This is a genomic window from Gluconacetobacter entanii, from assembly GCF_003206495.1.
Taxonomy (GTDB): Bacteria; Pseudomonadota; Alphaproteobacteria; order Acetobacterales; family Acetobacteraceae; genus Novacetimonas; species Novacetimonas entanii.
Genome location: NZ_NKUF01000030.1, coordinates 18,757 through 33,310, shown reverse-complemented (window position 1 = coordinate 33,310; position 14,554 = coordinate 18,757). Strand labels below are relative to the sequence as shown.

Annotated in this window: 15 protein-coding genes, 1 pseudogene and 2 riboswitches; of the genes and pseudogenes, 7 read left to right on the top strand and 9 right to left on the bottom strand. The window is 58.5% G+C overall.

All coding sequences use genetic code 11. The features are described from left to right. Nucleotides 1-123 precede the first annotated feature (123 nt). Complete coding sequence (locus tag CFR72_RS12055; RefSeq protein WP_208630031.1) at nucleotides 124-699, top strand: MFS transporter; 576 nt, start codon at nucleotides 124-126, stop codon at nucleotides 697-699. Nucleotides 700-774: 75 nt separating this feature from the next. On the opposite strand, the gene CFR72_RS12050 is transcribed toward CFR72_RS12055, so the two are convergent. Next, complete coding sequence (locus CFR72_RS12050) at nucleotides 775-1,731, bottom strand: alpha/beta hydrolase (RefSeq protein ID WP_110914177.1); 957 nt, start codon at nucleotides 1,729-1,731, stop codon at nucleotides 775-777. 435 nt (nucleotides 1,732-2,166) lie between these two features. On the opposite strand from CFR72_RS12050, the gene CFR72_RS12045 reads away from it, so the two are divergent. Next, entirely contained in the window at nucleotides 2,167-2,730 is a 564-nt protein-coding gene (locus CFR72_RS12045) for a hypothetical protein (protein WP_146220724.1), read from the top strand. 52 nt (nucleotides 2,731-2,782) lie between these two features. On the opposite strand, the gene CFR72_RS12040 is transcribed toward CFR72_RS12045, so the two are convergent. The 3 genes from CFR72_RS12040 to CFR72_RS12030 all read right to left on the bottom strand — a co-directional run bounded on the left by CFR72_RS12040 (nucleotide 2,783) and on the right by CFR72_RS12030 (nucleotide 7,294). Beyond that, nucleotides 2,783-4,258, bottom strand: coding sequence for an FAD-dependent monooxygenase (locus CFR72_RS12040; protein WP_110914175.1), 1,476 nt, complete (start codon nucleotides 4,256-4,258; stop codon nucleotides 2,783-2,785). Nucleotides 4,259-4,515: 257 nt separating this feature from the next. After that, nucleotides 4,516-5,529 carry a zinc-dependent alcohol dehydrogenase family protein gene (locus CFR72_RS12035; RefSeq protein WP_110914174.1) on the bottom strand — a complete coding sequence of 338 codons (1,014 nt, stop codon included), beginning with the start codon at nucleotides 5,527-5,529 and terminating at the stop codon, nucleotides 4,516-4,518. 694 nt (nucleotides 5,530-6,223) lie between these two features. Next, nucleotides 6,224-7,294, bottom strand: a complete 1,071-nt coding sequence (locus CFR72_RS12030) for a phytanoyl-CoA dioxygenase family protein (protein ID WP_110914173.1) — start codon at nucleotides 7,292-7,294, stop codon at nucleotides 6,224-6,226. A gap of 330 nt (nucleotides 7,295-7,624) precedes the next feature. Between CFR72_RS12030 and CFR72_RS12025 the strand changes: the two are divergent. Continuing rightward, a pseudogene (locus CFR72_RS12025) lies at nucleotides 7,625-8,008 on the top strand (DUF1697 domain-containing protein); the annotation flags it as partial. 17 nt (nucleotides 8,009-8,025) lie between these two features. Here CFR72_RS12025 and CFR72_RS18440 read toward each other — a convergent pair. The 3 genes from CFR72_RS18440 to CFR72_RS12015 are packed head-to-tail and all read right to left on the bottom strand — an operon-like array spanning nucleotide 8,026 to nucleotide 9,451. Beyond that, nucleotides 8,026-8,244 (bottom strand): hypothetical protein, encoded by a 219-nt coding sequence (locus CFR72_RS18440; RefSeq protein WP_390670264.1) that lies wholly within the window; start codon nucleotides 8,242-8,244, stop codon nucleotides 8,026-8,028. Continuing rightward, complete coding sequence (locus CFR72_RS12020; RefSeq protein WP_208630030.1) at nucleotides 8,168-8,485, bottom strand: DUF3224 domain-containing protein; 318 nt, start codon at nucleotides 8,483-8,485, stop codon at nucleotides 8,168-8,170. The genes CFR72_RS18440 and CFR72_RS12020 overlap by 77 nt, the downstream gene beginning before the upstream one ends. Nucleotides 8,486-8,530: 45 nt before the next feature. Beyond that, nucleotides 8,531-9,451, bottom strand: coding sequence for an SDR family oxidoreductase (locus tag CFR72_RS12015; RefSeq protein ID WP_110914171.1), 921 nt, complete (start codon nucleotides 9,449-9,451; stop codon nucleotides 8,531-8,533). A 150-nt stretch (nucleotides 9,452-9,601) separates the two neighbouring features. On the opposite strand from CFR72_RS12015, the gene CFR72_RS12010 reads away from it, so the two are divergent. Beyond that, nucleotides 9,602-10,294 carry a type 1 glutamine amidotransferase domain-containing protein gene (locus CFR72_RS12010; protein WP_110914181.1) on the top strand — a complete coding sequence of 231 codons (693 nt, stop codon included), beginning with the start codon at nucleotides 9,602-9,604 and terminating at the stop codon, nucleotides 10,292-10,294. Here CFR72_RS12010 and CFR72_RS12005 read toward each other — a convergent pair. Further along, nucleotides 10,291-10,800 carry a MerR family transcriptional regulator gene (locus tag CFR72_RS12005; RefSeq protein WP_110914170.1) on the bottom strand — a complete coding sequence of 170 codons (510 nt, stop codon included), beginning with the start codon at nucleotides 10,798-10,800 and terminating at the stop codon, nucleotides 10,291-10,293. The two genes, CFR72_RS12010 and CFR72_RS12005, sit on opposite strands and share 4 nt — an antisense overlap. A 98-nt stretch (nucleotides 10,801-10,898) precedes the next feature. Between CFR72_RS12005 and CFR72_RS12000 the strand changes: the two genes are divergently transcribed. After that, nucleotides 10,899-11,735, top strand: coding sequence for an alpha/beta fold hydrolase (locus CFR72_RS12000; protein ID WP_110914169.1), 837 nt, complete (start codon nucleotides 10,899-10,901; stop codon nucleotides 11,733-11,735). Nucleotides 11,736-11,971: 236 nt separating this feature from the next. Here the strand turns inward: CFR72_RS12000 and eno are convergent, their stop codons facing one another. Next, a complete protein-coding gene (gene eno / locus CFR72_RS11995) occupies nucleotides 11,972-13,309 on the bottom strand; it encodes a phosphopyruvate hydratase (RefSeq protein ID WP_110914180.1) in 1,338 nt (445 codons plus the stop codon). Nucleotides 13,310-13,374: 65 nt separating this feature from the next. Continuing rightward, a riboswitch (Fluoride riboswitch) is annotated at nucleotides 13,375-13,437 on the bottom strand. An 84-nt stretch (nucleotides 13,438-13,521) separates the two neighbouring features. Further along, a riboswitch (Fluoride riboswitch) is annotated at nucleotides 13,522-13,606 on the top strand. 83 nt (nucleotides 13,607-13,689) lie between these two features. Between eno and CFR72_RS11990 the strand changes: the two genes are divergently transcribed. Together CFR72_RS11990 and CFR72_RS18105 are read left to right on the top strand one after the other, a co-directional pair. Continuing rightward, nucleotides 13,690-14,265, top strand: coding sequence for a hypothetical protein (locus tag CFR72_RS11990; protein ID WP_244182283.1), 576 nt, complete (start codon nucleotides 13,690-13,692; stop codon nucleotides 14,263-14,265). Continuing rightward, the gene (locus tag CFR72_RS18105) at nucleotides 14,246-14,518 is read left to right on the top strand and encodes a universal stress protein (RefSeq protein WP_244182282.1); all 273 of its coding nucleotides are present in this window, start codon (nucleotides 14,246-14,248) and stop codon (nucleotides 14,516-14,518) included. Before CFR72_RS11990 ends, CFR72_RS18105 begins: the two co-directional genes overlap by 20 nt. Nucleotides 14,519-14,554: the final 36 nt, after the last annotated feature.

Here is a 14,554-nt window from a genome sequence, read left to right as displayed (position 1 = left end):
TCCATCAGGCGGTCCAGGAGGTCTTTATCAATGCTCATGCGGGGGCTCCTCTTCGAGCAATTTATCACCACACCGCACAAAATTCAGGATAGTCCCTTCTCCGCTTCCGCGCTGATCATGTTCATGGTGAACGGGGTTGCGTTCGCGGGACAGATGCTCCTGCCGGTCTGGCTCATCCATGCCTGCGGCATCCCTGCGGAACGGACGGGCTGGTTCATGGCGCCGCTGGGCGTGGGCATGATGTGCACATATCCGCTGACAGGACGCCTGACCGCGCATTTTGGCATCCGCAGGCTGACCCGTTACGGGGCCATCTGTTCGGGACTTGGCACCCTGATGCTTGCCGTGCTCGCCTGCTCCGGTTTCAACATCTTCGTCCTTGCGACAGCACTTTTCCTGCGTGGGGCAGGAACTGGGATCATCGGGATCCCGGCGATGAGCGCGGGGTATGCATCCGTCACACCTGCGGAAATCCCCATGGCGACCGTCGCCCTCAATATCGTGCAGCGTATCGGTGGCCCGACCCTGACCACGCTCTGCGCCACGTTACTGGGGTGGCGACTGTCGCATGCCACCACTCCTCCTGCGGTCTCAGCGGCTTTCACGGCGGCCTTCGGCCTGCTCTGTGTCTTTCATGGCTGCCTGCTTCTGGCGACATTCCGGCTGCCGAAGGCCACGTCACGGCGCGCCCGGCCGTAACGCTTCCCTTCGGGCCGCAGGCCACGGGCGCGATCACGCGGACGCAACCCGTTTCTGCACATGTCCCTGCCCGGTTTACAGGCCCAGCGTCCGCTTCAGGCCCGCGCAGTAGGAATCCATGAAGCGTCGCGACAACTCCGCATCGGGTACAAACATATCGAAGACATGATAGGCACCCGGCACCACCGAAACCTCCGTCGGGACGCCGGACGCCATCAGGCGACGGGCATATTCCAGATCCTCGCACAGGAACAGGTCCATGGATCCCACCCCGATGAACGTGGGCGGAAGCCCGGACAGATCCTTTGCACGCGCGGCAGAGGCATAGGCCGGCGTATCGGCCCCGCCTGCGGCCACCCCCAGATAGGCCTCCCATGCGAATTTGTTGGCGGAACGCGTCCAGACATATTCCCCGAAATCCGGGGCCGGGTCCACTTTCGTCGCCGTCCGGTCATCAAGCATCGGATAGATCAGCAATTGGTAGGCAAGCCTGTATTCCTTGCGGTCGCGCGCCATCAGCGACAGGGCCGCGCTCAGTCCGCCACCCGCACTTTCGCCCGCGACAACCACCTTGTCACGGTTGATGCCCAGTGTCGCCGCATTCTCATGCACCCATTTCAGTACGGCGTAACAGTCCTCGATCGCGCCGGGATATTTGACCTCCGGCGCAAGACGGTAATCGACGGAAACGACGACAAAGCCCATCTTGCTGGCCAGAACCTGACATTTGGGGTCGTCAACCTCGGGATGGCCGGAGACAAGCCCGCCCCCATGGATATAGACCATGGCAGGCGCATTGGGCCGACGCTCACGCGGCCGGTAAATCAGCACACGGACATCCGGCGCCCCTGCCGGGCCGGGCACGTATTCTTCCTGCGTTTCAACATCCGGCAGGGGGCGTCCTTCGATCAGGCGCACCGCCGTCATGAAAATTTCGCGCACTTCCGGCAACGACCGATCCGACAGCCCGTCAAAGGAAGGCATCTTTTCCAAAATCGGAAGAAATTCGGGATTTACGACATTCTTCGGCATGATGAACCAGATCCTCTCTTTCTCTCGGAAGGCGGCAGGCAGAACCGGCTTCCGTCAGGAAGGACCGTCGCTCTCCTTCACGTGACCATCCATGAGGGAAATCAAATATTCTCCTGAACAGATGAATATAAAATATAAAACCATACCATTTTCTTATCTTTTATATTTGCTATTTTGATTGCTGCATCTGGTAATATATGACATTCTCATATCCTATATAAAATATCCGATCATCATCTGAGGTTTCGTGATGCGTGCCCGAAACCCTCTTTCGATCCGCACGAGGGTATCAGACCGGTGCGGGGACCTGCACGGCCGCCAGATCCGGCATGCGTTCATCCCTCCCTTGTCGATGCATTTTTGATGCACCATATTTCCTTCGTCGTCCGACACTGCTTATCAGACACTGAGGATTCCAAGATGCATTTTTCTCAGATGGTTCGGTCTGGCGCCGCTGTCGCCGCACTTGCTCTCGGTGCGGCTACGATGCCAGCACAGGCACAGGATACACTGCGCGTTGTTGACGCACGGGGGCATCAGGTTGGCATTCTGGTTCCGGCCCCCGATGTCTCCGGCGTTGCAGAGACCTCCGACATTGCGATGTTCGATGCCCTCGACCGCATGATGGCGCGGGACATGGCCGCCATGGAGGCGACCCACCGCGAACTGATGGCGCATCTGGGCCAGTCCATGCACACCATACCGAGCGTTGATCACAATGCGCCGAACCGGGATGCGTCATGGCAGAGTTTCGAGGTTGTCAGCATCGGCGGTCCGGCGGCATCCTGCACACAGACTGTCACGATGACGTCGAACGGCCGGTCTGCCCCGATCATTCATACCTCCAGCACGGGAGGGAACGCCTGTGCGGCCCTCGCTGAGCCCGTATCGGTGGGAAAACCGGAGCGTAAAGATACACGCATCCCCGACCTTGTCCCCGCCGTGGATACGCATGCAGTACTCCCGGGGGAGGACACCCATAACGGCAGGCCCCTGTAAGGTCCGCAGCGGCCCGGTACTGCCGGGCCGCATGCACTTCCGTTCCACGCCTTTACTCTGGCGATGAGGCTGCGGCTGCCATGCCGTTTAGGGCGGCCTCGATTTCCGTCAGTTTTCCACGTTTCGCAACAACGGCGACGTAACCATCGGGCCGCACCAGCCAGATACCGTTTTCATCCGGTGGCAGGCATATTTCGGGCATCAGCAGGGATGAATGGCGCGCAATCATGGCCCGCGCCTCCGCATTGGCCGTGGCGGCAAGCACAAAGCTGGGCGTATCGTCATTCCTGAAACATCGTTCCAGAATCATCCGCTGTCCCGGTCCGGGACCCCGCAGCCCACGTGATGAACCCGCATTGAGCGGACTGTCAGGATAGTCGATCAGGATGCCGGACAGCCTGCTGGCGATGGCATGACGGATCATCGGACTCCTGAAAAGCTGTTTTACGACAAGGTTGCGCACCCTCTGCGCCAGATGTGTCCTGAGCAGGACAATGCCGGTCATACGGCCGGAATCCGCCAGTATCTGCCGCGCCACACCGCTGCGTTCGTGGCTGTAGCTGTCCAGCAGGGACGGCCTTGCGGCCTGCCCCGCCACAAGCGCCAGTTTCCAGGCGAGGTTGAAGGCATCCTGCATCCCCATATTCATGCCCTGCCCGCCGGCGGGGCTATGGATATGGGCCGCATCGCCGGCCAGAAACACATGACCCCTTCGGTAATCATAGACCTTGCGTTCATTGATCCCAAAATCCGACAGCCACGCCGGATCTGACAAGCGGATCCCGCCCGGTCCCCGCCGGTCAACAATCGCCTGCATTTCCCCAAGGTCCGGCATATGCACTGCAACCGGCCCAAGGTCGGCAATAATACGGTAACGGTCCCGCGATATCGGAAAGAACATGACAGCCCCATCGGGATGCCAGAAAATCGCCGGTTCATCAGGCGGGACGGCAAGACCCGTCACGCGTACATCCGCAATGACAAACCCCGTTGGCAGGGTGTCCCCCTCGAATGGCAGGCCAAGCCTGCTGCGCACGAAGGAATGTGCACCATCACAACCGATCAGCCATGCCGCCTCCAGTATCTCGATCCTGCCGTCGGCATGGCGGAGCGCGCATGAAACGCCATCATCCCCGTCAACGAAATCCGTCAGTTCAGTCCCGCGTTCGACTGTGCCGCCCAGGGTCCTGAGATGATCCTCCAGCAACCGTTCGGTTTCCGACTGTGGCAGCATCAGCAGGTAATTGAAGGAAGAGGCAACCGCCCCGAACGGGATCCGGGCGAGTGTCCTGTTACCGGCGTGAAGACTGACGGCTTTTGCATGCAGTCCGGCGGCCACAAAAGCATCCGCACAACCTGCCGCCCCAAGCAGTTCGAGCGTCCGGGACCAGATGGCCAGGGCCCGGGACTGGGTGGTGCGTGTCGGCAAGCTGTCAACAATCCTGACGGGCATGCCATAACGGACCAGTTCGGCAGCCATGGTCAGGCCGACAGGCCCCGCACCGGTAACGAGAACGGGCTTCGACATGGTTTCGTCCGAAGGAAAAGAACTGTCCGGTCATGCGGGCAGTTGTCCCCCGTTAACGCCAGACATGTCCGAACTGTTCCTGTCGGCCAGAACGCCATGGGTCGCACAGTTCCAATGCCGTATTTATGGGACCATCCCAGCGCGATGGGCCAGCAATTTGACTGTTCCGCGGGGAAACTGTCGCTTTCTTTCCCCGGAACGGACGGACTGTTCCCTGTCAACAGGATCAATCCCCCATGGATAAGGGACAGCGTGACCTATTTCTGGCAATCAAGGCATATATTGCCGAAATGCCGGTTACTTTCCTGATATTTGAAAGCTTCCACAATATTTTCCAAAGGGAATGTACGGTCAATGATGGGCCGGATGGAATGACTGTCAAACGCCTTTATCATTGCCTGCTGATCTGCCCGGCACCCGACCAGGACACCCTGAAGGCGGAACTGCTTCAGTAACATCGGTACGATTTCCAGTTGACCTGAAACCCCGCTAAGGATGCCGATGGTGGAAATATGTCCCCCTACCCTGATGGCTTCCATTGATTGCTCAAGCGTCCCGGGACCGCCGACTTCGACGATATGATCGACCCCTTTTCCACCGGTCAGTTCCCAGGCCGTCCTGCCCCATGCGGGATCATGGCGATAATTGATCACATGATCTGCCCCAAGGTCGCGCAGGCGCTCAAGTTTTTCGTCACTCGACGAGGTTGCGATCACTGTCGCCCCGGCCATTTTGGCAAACTGAAGCGCGAATATCGATACGCCCCCCGTTCCCTGAACCAGTACGGTAGTACCGGGCCGGATCCGATCATCAACAAACAACGATCGCCATGCGGTCAGGCCGGCCGTAGTCAGTGTCGCGGCTTCGGCATAGGTCCAGCCCTGCGGAGCATGCGTAAATGAGGTCGCGGGCGCCGTGACTTCCTCACGCGCGTAACCATCAATCCCATCGCCCGGCACCGTCGCAAACCCGATCACCTGCGGCGCACCAGCAAGCCAGGTCGGAAAGAAGGTGCTGACCACCCTGTCGCCGGGGGCGAACTCCGTAACGCCTGCGCCGACCTCAATCACTTCGCCTGCCCCGTCCGCCATGGGAATACGCGGAACAGTCGGTCCCCACATGCCACTTACAACGGCATAATCATGATAATTGAGGGATGAGGCATGCAGCTTTACCCTGATTTCACCCTGAGCAGGAGCCCTTGCCGCCTGCTCCGTGATGGTGACATTCTCAAAACCACCAGGAGGCTGCACCACTATTGTCCTGACCATGACCGGTTTCTCCTTTCTGCTCTCCTAACCGGGATATCAGAGCCAGCGGATCATTTCCAATATCCGGGGTTCATGAATTTTCATGCAGACACAGTTCCTTATTCCCCTGATATTGCCAGAACCTTTTCCCGACCCGTCCATGATGAAACGATGCCTGATGACCTTTTGCGGCAAGGTTTCTTCTCAGATTGCGACATGAAGCGCTTTCCATCCGCAAGGTACGGTGACTCCCATTCAAAGTTATGACTGCTACATGGGGACTGTCACTGTCGCGGCAGGCAATACTGCCATAGTCATGTGACGCTTGACATAATCCTGAACCGGATATTCAGACGCTGCTCACGCTTTCAAGCAGCGAGGCACCATTCAGGATCGTTGACGCAGGCATCCGAACCCCTCCGCCAATCGCCGCCACTGACTGGCCCGGGCCATCTACCGGTAGCGCCCCCGGGAATGTCCCAAGAATGGCGACAGGGCTTACCCCGGCTTAACGGTCGGTACAATCGGCCCCACCAATCTCCCTGATAAAGGCGAGCAGAAGCGCACCAAGCCGAGATGACTGCTGCTGAGCGGCACCATCAATGAACTCAACGCCACTTATCCTCAAGGTCGCCTTCATCCTCCACAAAGCCCAGCATCCTGTCTCCATGCACTTCGATACGTGTTTCCCATAAATGCCGACGGTTTCCCTGTTCTACCCTGGGATGTGAGGATCAAAAGCGGACCTGTTGACGCAGGGATGCCAGACCTGTCTTTTCAGCCCCAGTGCGGCCAGCCTGTCACCAATGGCCCAACCCCAGCGCACCCGGCGCTGCCCCAACGTGGCAATGCGCCAGATATTGACGGGCAGGGAAAAAAACGGATTGTGTCGCCCATAGGCCCAGATCTCGGCCCGGATGCCGGCCTCCGCGCTATGGCCACGGGCATGAAAGCCCCCGGTATCAGCTACAATCAGGCTATTGACCGGCACATCGAGCGTTACAGGCGGGCCATACCCCATGCCGGCAAGTTCTTCACGCGTGACGCGCGGCGAACCGCGTCCGGTCAGGCGGTTCTGGGCCTGGGCCGCGCCCATGCTCATGGTCTTTTCCCACGCCATGCGACCAGGGGTGATGCGGTGGGAGCCAGGCACATAAACCAGCGGCCCGCCATCGGCCTTTACATCTGTCAGCGTGAACCATGCCTTGACCGTTGGATGGAACGTATCCGCATGGAGATCAGTCTGTGGATCTGGCGCTCCCTTTACCACTTTCGACAGTATGGTCTGGATGTAATATATCGGCTCGACATCATGACTGCCTACATAGCGGATGAGATCGTGCCATGCCCGCATGCCCAGAAACCGACGTACGGCTGGCATGTTCTTCAGGGCGTCCGGATCCAGTGCAATGCGGCGGGTTATTGTATCGCCCTGCACCGTTTCACGCGCCTCAGTCCGAAAGGCGCGCACTTCCTGAATCAGCCTGTCGAATTCCTGATGTGGGAGCACGTCATGCACCACGATGAATCCGTTACGTTCAAACTCCTCTATCCGTTCTGGAGGAATCAGGTGCGCCATGCCGCGACGTCGCCGGTTGGCGGCATGATGCGCCAGTTTCTGCCGAACGACATGTAACCCGCAGGCATTGAGAAAGGGATTGCCAATGATCGGATTGTCCCTGAATGACTTGTATCCGGTCAGAAGCTGGATTCCCCAGATCGGCCCCATGAACAGACGCCAGACCGTAAGGCGGGCGATCATGTACCATTCATGAAGAACAGACATCACGCATACCTGTAAATGTTATATGTACCTGATATTTCCGGTTTGATCAGATCCATCATCAACATCTTTGAAAACTCGGCACGCATGCTTCGGGAGAGGGTCAAACATTGCTGCGATAAGGGTTGTGAACGCAGATGTGTTAACTGCAACGCTCGTCACGGGTTGCAATACGCCCTCAGTCTTTGGGAGTGATGAACATATTTTTGATCTCATGATGGATGTCTTCGACCTGTCCGGGTCGGCCGCAACAGAACGACTGAACTGCGGACAACGGGAGCATCGTGGTGGTAAGCTGACCGGAACCGAGGCATTGCCGGATGGGAGCGTAAGTTGACCGCATATGTAGCGCTGCTTCGTGCAGTCAATGTCGGGGGCACCGGTAGATTGCCGATGACAACACTGGCACAGATCTGCAAGGCAGCAGGCCTGCGGAAAGTGAAGACCTACATTGCCAGCGGGAACGTCGTTTTCGAAAGCGACAGGTCCGAAGACGAGGTCCGGACGGCGCTTATGGATCAGCTACAGGTCCATACCGGCAAGAGAGTTGGCGTGATTGTCCGCACCGCAAGCGAACTTGCCGAAACCCTCGCGCGCAATCCATTTCCGGACATGCCCGCCCATCGTGTCATGACGCTGTTTGTGGATGGCACGGTTCCGACTGACCCGCTTGAGGGCGCGACCGGGATCAGGAACGAACAGGTACGATCCGGGAAACGTGAACTGTTCGTGTTCTATCCGGACGGAATGGCGGCAACAAGGCTCCGCATACCCTGCGAAAAACAGGGAACAGCGCGGAACATGAACACGGTCGCCAAACTCTCCGAAATGGCTGCCGCCCTCACCTCATCCGGAAGTTTGTAGTGGAACTGATACTCATGTCGCCCAGGCGATACGATTATGTCCATTGCCCCCGTCAGCCCTGATAAATCCTCTGTAGCGAAGTCCGGCACGACAACGACCGTCAGTGTTTTGGCACCACCTGCTGTCAGGAAGGCGGGCAGTTACACGTTCCATTGCGACATAGCCGGCCGAACCCGTGATCTCACTACGGAATACCAGCATCGTCCCTACACTGCTGCCTTGCAGGTTGCCGTAAAATGTTTTGTTGATCGCCATCGTGTCAATCGGGCCATCACCATCGCTGACCGGCGAGAGTGTCACGTCGAAGGTGCCCAGAGCGTCGTTTTCCATTCTTCCCTCCGAAAAGCGCGTTTGCCTGCAGCACCTCTCGCTGCTTTATTCCTTCCTGATCAGTTCAAGACCTTCTTCATATGTCGTCACGGAAAATTCGGGGAAATGACGTTTGAATTTGGTTGAGTCAAAGAGATTGTCCTGCTCGTAACGGGGCAGCAATTCCCTGATCTCCCGCACCTTTTTTGAAAAAATTCCTGCAATGATCAATGGCCATTTTCCAATGACCGAATAAGAAGGCGCTCGTCCGAAAATCCTGCTCGCCATGGTGACAAATGTCTTATAGGTCGGCCGATCATCACAGCACGGCAGATGCCAGGTCTGTCCGAAAGCTTCCGGTGTATTGCCCAGCTTTGCCAGCGCACGGCTCGCATCCGGCGTCCAGATGAGGGTCCGGTGGGTGTCGTCACGGACCGGGACCAAGGGCCTTCTCCCTGCTTTCAGCCTGTCAATGATCAGCGCATTGGTGAAGCTCTGCGTTTTCCCCGGGCCGTAGAATTCCGGTGCGCGGGCGATGAGCACGGGAATGTCGCCGCGTGCCATTTCTTCCAGCACCATGGACGCCATTGCCGCGCGCACCCGTCCTTTCCGGCCAACCGCGGCAAAGCGCGTTTCCTCCGTCTGGATCTGGCTGTTCTGCGGATACATGTAGGTATTGTCGAAATAGGCAAAGCTGGCCCCCGCTGCCCGACACGCCTGCAGGGCATTTTTCAGCATGACCGGAAACTGCTCTTCCCAGAGTTTGCTGTCAGGGGGAAGGCCGGCTGTGAAATAGACGATCCGGCTGCCTTTCACCGCGTCTGTTGTCTGACCTGCATCCAGCAGGTTCGCCGCCATAAGCGTGTCGTCTTCGTTGACCTTGCGGGGATTACGGCTCACAAGCCGCAACTCCCCCGCATGATGCAGATGCAATGTCCGCGCCAGTTCCGTGGCGATCTGACCATTTGCGCCCAGAATTGTCTGCATGTGAGGCTGCCTCCATAATGTCAGGTAGGTTTGCCCATACACCGTTAACCTTGAAGTCAGATTTAATGTCAAACCACAGATTGACCTTCAACCGGGCTTGAACGTTACAGGATGATGGTCGGAGACATTGCCGCATGGGAGGGGCCAGCCATGAACCGTCATATCCTTCACGTTGTCACCAACACCGCTCATTTCGGCAATTCCGCGCATCCGACCGGATTATGGCTGTCGGAACTGACCCATGCTTGGGACGTATTTGCCGCCAGCGGTCATGAACAACGCATTGTCAGCCCAAAAGGCGGCAGGGTTCCGCTTGATCCGCGCTCATTGAAATGGCCGATGCGCGATGCCTCCGCCAAAGCCTGGCTGGCCGATCCGGCAAAAATGGCCCTGCTCTCTTCAACGCCCTCCCCCGCAGACATCAATCCGGGCGATTATGATGCGATCTACTTCACCGGCGGTCATGGCGTGATGTGGGATTTTCCAGACAATAAGGGTCTTCAGTCCATCACCCGCGCGCTATGGGAAAAAGGCGGCGTGGTCTCCGCTGTCTGTCATGGATATTGCGGACTGCTGAACACCCGGCTTGCCGATGGTTCGTTTCTGGTCCGTGGTCGGAAAATCACCGGATTTTCATGGACCGAGGAAAGGCTGGCAGGTGTCGCGCGCGAAATCCCCTACAATGCGGAAGCACAGATGAAGGCACGGGGCGCGATCTATGAAAAAGCGCCGCTTCCGTTCATGTCCCATGTCGTGAAGGATGGGAAACTGGTGACGGGACAGAACCCCTTTTCCGCCAGAGCGACCGCAAGGAAAGTCGTGGCGCTTCTGAAGGGGTCTTAACGGGAGGCCGTCTTTTTGCGGCGCCCCGGGCTGACCGACTGGCGGCGGTCCGCCGCATCCAGAAGGCGGATATCGTCCGACGTGACATCGAGGGATTCGGGATGTTCCGCAAGCATATTCGTCAGGACACGATGCGCATTGGCCGCACAGTCCATATCGTCGGGACGCGCCTGAATATCCTCGATCAGGCGAAGCAGATGCGCCCTGCTCTGGGCCAGACGCACCTGCAGGGCCTCGATATCCGCAATCTTGCGTGTCAGGGCATCCATCAATGTAGCATGATCCCAGTGTTTCAGGTCAGGGGGCAGCAGGGTGCGGATTTCATCCAGTGTAAACCCGGCCCGCTGCGCCGTTGTGATAAGCCCCAGGATCATCACGGCCTGCTGCGGATAGGACCGGTATCCGTTGGGCCGACGGTCAACCGTTTTCAGCAGGCCGATGCGCTCATAGAACCGGATCCTCGACGGTGTCAGGCCACTTAGCCGTGCCAGTTCTCCAATTTTCATGATTTACCCCCGGTCATGAACGCATGCTTGACCTTGAAGCTACCTTCAACGTTAGGCTCTGACCAGTATCCCGTTATTGATCGGCAAGGAGGCGTATCATGTCATTCGTCACGACATCTGACGGCGTAGAGATCTTCTACAAGGACTGGGGACCGAAGGGTGCCCAGCCGATCGTCTTCCATCATGGCTGGCCGCTCAGCGCTGATGACTGGGACACGCAGATGCTGTTTTTCCTGAGCAAGGGGTTTCGCGTGATCGCGCATGACCGTCGCGGTCATGGTCGCTCGGCACAGGTGAGCGACGGGCACGACATGGATCATTATGCGGCGGATACATCGGCCGTTGTCGAACATCTTGACCTGAAAAACGCCATCCATGTCGGACATTCGACCGGCGGGGGCCAGGTTGCCCGCTATGTCGCGAAATATGGTCAGCCCCAGGGACGTGTTGCCAGGGCCGTGCTCATCAGTTCCGTGCCGCCCCTGATGGTTCAGACGGACCGCAGTCCCGACGGCGCACCGATCGCCGTCCTGAACGGACTGCGTGCGGGGCTTGCGGCCAATCGCGCGCAGTTCTTTGTCGATGTAGCCAGCGGACCGTTCTACGGCTTCAACCGCCCGGGAGCAGAAGTTTCGGACGGCACGATCCGCAACTGGTGGCGTCAGGGCATGATGGGCAGCGCCAGGGCGCATTATGAAGGCATCAAGGCATTCTCCGAAACGGATCAGACGGACGACCTGAAAGCCATCACAGTGCCGGTGCTTGTGCTGCAGGGCGATGATGATCAGGTCGTACCATACAGGAACGCGGCGGTCCTTCAGGACAGGCTGCTTCGGAACAGTACGCTGAAGATCTATCCCGGCTATCCGCACGGCATGCACACGACACATGCAGACGTCATCAATGCAGATATCCTCGCGTTCATTACAAAATGAGGATCGCATCATAACGATGTGACGTTTGGCGTCCGCAGGTGGAGTCTGGTCTCTCCGCCTGCCCTGTCATGCGTTCAGTTCCCGCAATGTCGCCACGCGGAAATGTCCTTGTCCATATCGGCTTTACGATAACGTTGCCGACAGCGGGAATGTACGGCACCTTTACCGGATTGGACGCGTTCCCTCCGGCAGGATTTTCGTCAATTCGATGTCCTGATCACGATGTTATCCGGTTGCTATTGTCGCAAGCCCTCATGAAAGAAGGGAGATATAAACTCCGCTTCGCTGCCGAGTTCATGCTCGATCTCCAGCAGGCGGTTATATTTCGCGATCCGCTCGCTTCGGCAAAGCGAACCGGTCTTGATCTGTCCCCCGCCCATCGCGACAGCAAAGTCTGCGATGAAGGTATCTTCCGTCTCACCAGAACGATGAGACACGATATAGGCCCACCCCGCGCGCCTTGCCGCGTCAACAGCAGCAATGGTCTCCGTCACCGTGCCGATCTGGTTCAACTTGATCAGCACGGCATTGGCCGTCTTTTCACGGATGCCACGCTCAATAAACGCGGGATTGGTAACGAAGATGTCGTCACCAACAATCTGTAAACGTCCGCCGAGTTTTGCAGTCTGCCCCGCAAAGCCGGCCCAGTCATCCTCGGCAAGCCCGTCTTCCAGTGAAACAATGGGATAGCGGTCGATCCATTCCGCATAAAGTGCAGTCATTTCATCGGAAGTGCGCGTGACGGGCGTGCCGTTTACCTTCAGGCGATAAGCGCCCTCATGGCCAAAAGATGAGGCCGCCGGATCCAGCGCAATGGCGATATCGGGACCGGGACGATACCCTGCCCTTTCGATCGCTTCGACAATCAGGGCGCAGGCTGTTTCGTTGTCTGCCAGTTTTGGTGCAAAGCCACCTTCGTCACCGACCGAGGTAACATGACCCCGTTCATGAAGGAGGGAACGAAGCGCATGGAAAGTCTCGCTCCCATAGCGCAGGGCTTCCGAAAAGGTCGGGGCACCGTGCGGCACGATCATGAATTCCTGGAATTCCAGCCCGTTGGCAGCGTGCAGGCCGCCATTCAGCACGTTCATCATGGGGACCGGCAGCCTGCGGGCGCCGCTTCCACCGAGGCTGGCATATAGGGAAATGCCCGCAGCGGCGGCCGCCGCCCGCGCCACGGCCATCGATACGCCGAGGATCGCGTTTGCACCCAGCCCTGCCTTGTTTCCGGTTCCGTCGCGTTCCAGCATGATCCGGTCGATGGCAGCCTGCCGTCGCACATCCTGTCCGATCAGCAAAGGCGCGATCACATCACGGACATTGGCAACCGCCCGGCATACGCCCCTGCCGCCATAACGGGCGTGGCCCTGTGTTGATGGCGCAGAATCCGGTTGCGGTCCATCACGCAGTTCGTGGGCTTCGAACTGCCCTGTGGACGCGCCGGACGGAACGGATGCAACCGCCACTGTTCCGCTATTGAGCACCAGCATCACACGAATGGTTGGATTGCCCCGGGAATCAAGGATTTCAAGCGCGTCGATGCCGTGGATGCGGAAAGCATTATCGGAAACCATCATCATACCCTTCCATCCCGATGGTCGCGGAAGGATATGGCTCTCCTGCCGCGACAACATATGTCGCATGGGCAGGAGTCATCAGCCCTGAGGGCGGTTATGGGAGGAACTCCATCTCCCCGCGCGGTCAATGGACATGTCACGACGATCATGCCGGTTCCCGCGACGATATCGTTTCCAACACTTGACAGGCACCATCGTTCACGGGTGATACTGGTTATGGCAATGGATTCTGCCTGATCTCTACATGGCGGTCGAACCGCTTCCCTGGTGGAGGCTAATGATTCCTACCCTGCGGGCCTGCATGGGGGGAAGCCGTCCGACGTCTTTCCTCCTTACCATATGGCTCCGTGACTGACCGTTTGGGGGAGAATGACGTCATGCGCCTTCTGGTTGTTCTGGATCGACCTGATACCGCGCTTTTCACACTCGGGACCGCCGGGGCGCTGGCCGAGCGGCTGTGTGCGGATCAGATTCGCATCCTGCATCCGCGCCTCGCGGACAATCCTGCATTCCAGACGCCCGACGAAGGGATGCCCACCACCGAGGAACAGCAGCGCTTTGCGCGCGAGGTGACGGAACGTGCTGACAGGCTGCGTGAAATAGCCTCCGCCTGGATAAGGTCGGCCTCATCCGGCGCGCACCCTCAGCCAGACAGACAGTGGGTCGAAATCGCGGGAGATGTCCGCAAGATCGCGGCGCAGGAAGCACGCAGCGCCGATTTTGTCATTCACGGCCGCCCCCGGGCAGGCGATCCGGCCTATGTGGTGGATGCCTTTGCGGGCATCCTCTATGACGCCGAGGCCACCCTGATTGTTGCACCATTGCAGGACTATGCCTCCGTCGGGCACAGGCCGGTGATCGGATGGCATCCCTCGCACGCGCTCGACAACGCCATAATCGGCCGCCATGCCGCTGCTGGAAACCGCCGAGCGCGTGACGCTCATTATCGGTGAACACGATGGCAACGAAACCCGGTTGCCGGCTTTCGCCAGCACCCTTGGCAGGCGGGGCGTACAGATCATTGTTGACCGCTTCAGGATCGACGGTGATGTCGGGGAACAGATCCGCACCCATGCACTGGCCGCGAATGCCGATCTCCTCATCATGGGGGCCTATACCCGACCGCATTTCCTTGAATGGCTGTTCGGTGGCCCGACACAGGACCTTTTCACCCACGCCACCCTTCCCATCCTGACCCACCACTGAATATTGAACAGAACGCCTGCGGTGCGCGCACATGCA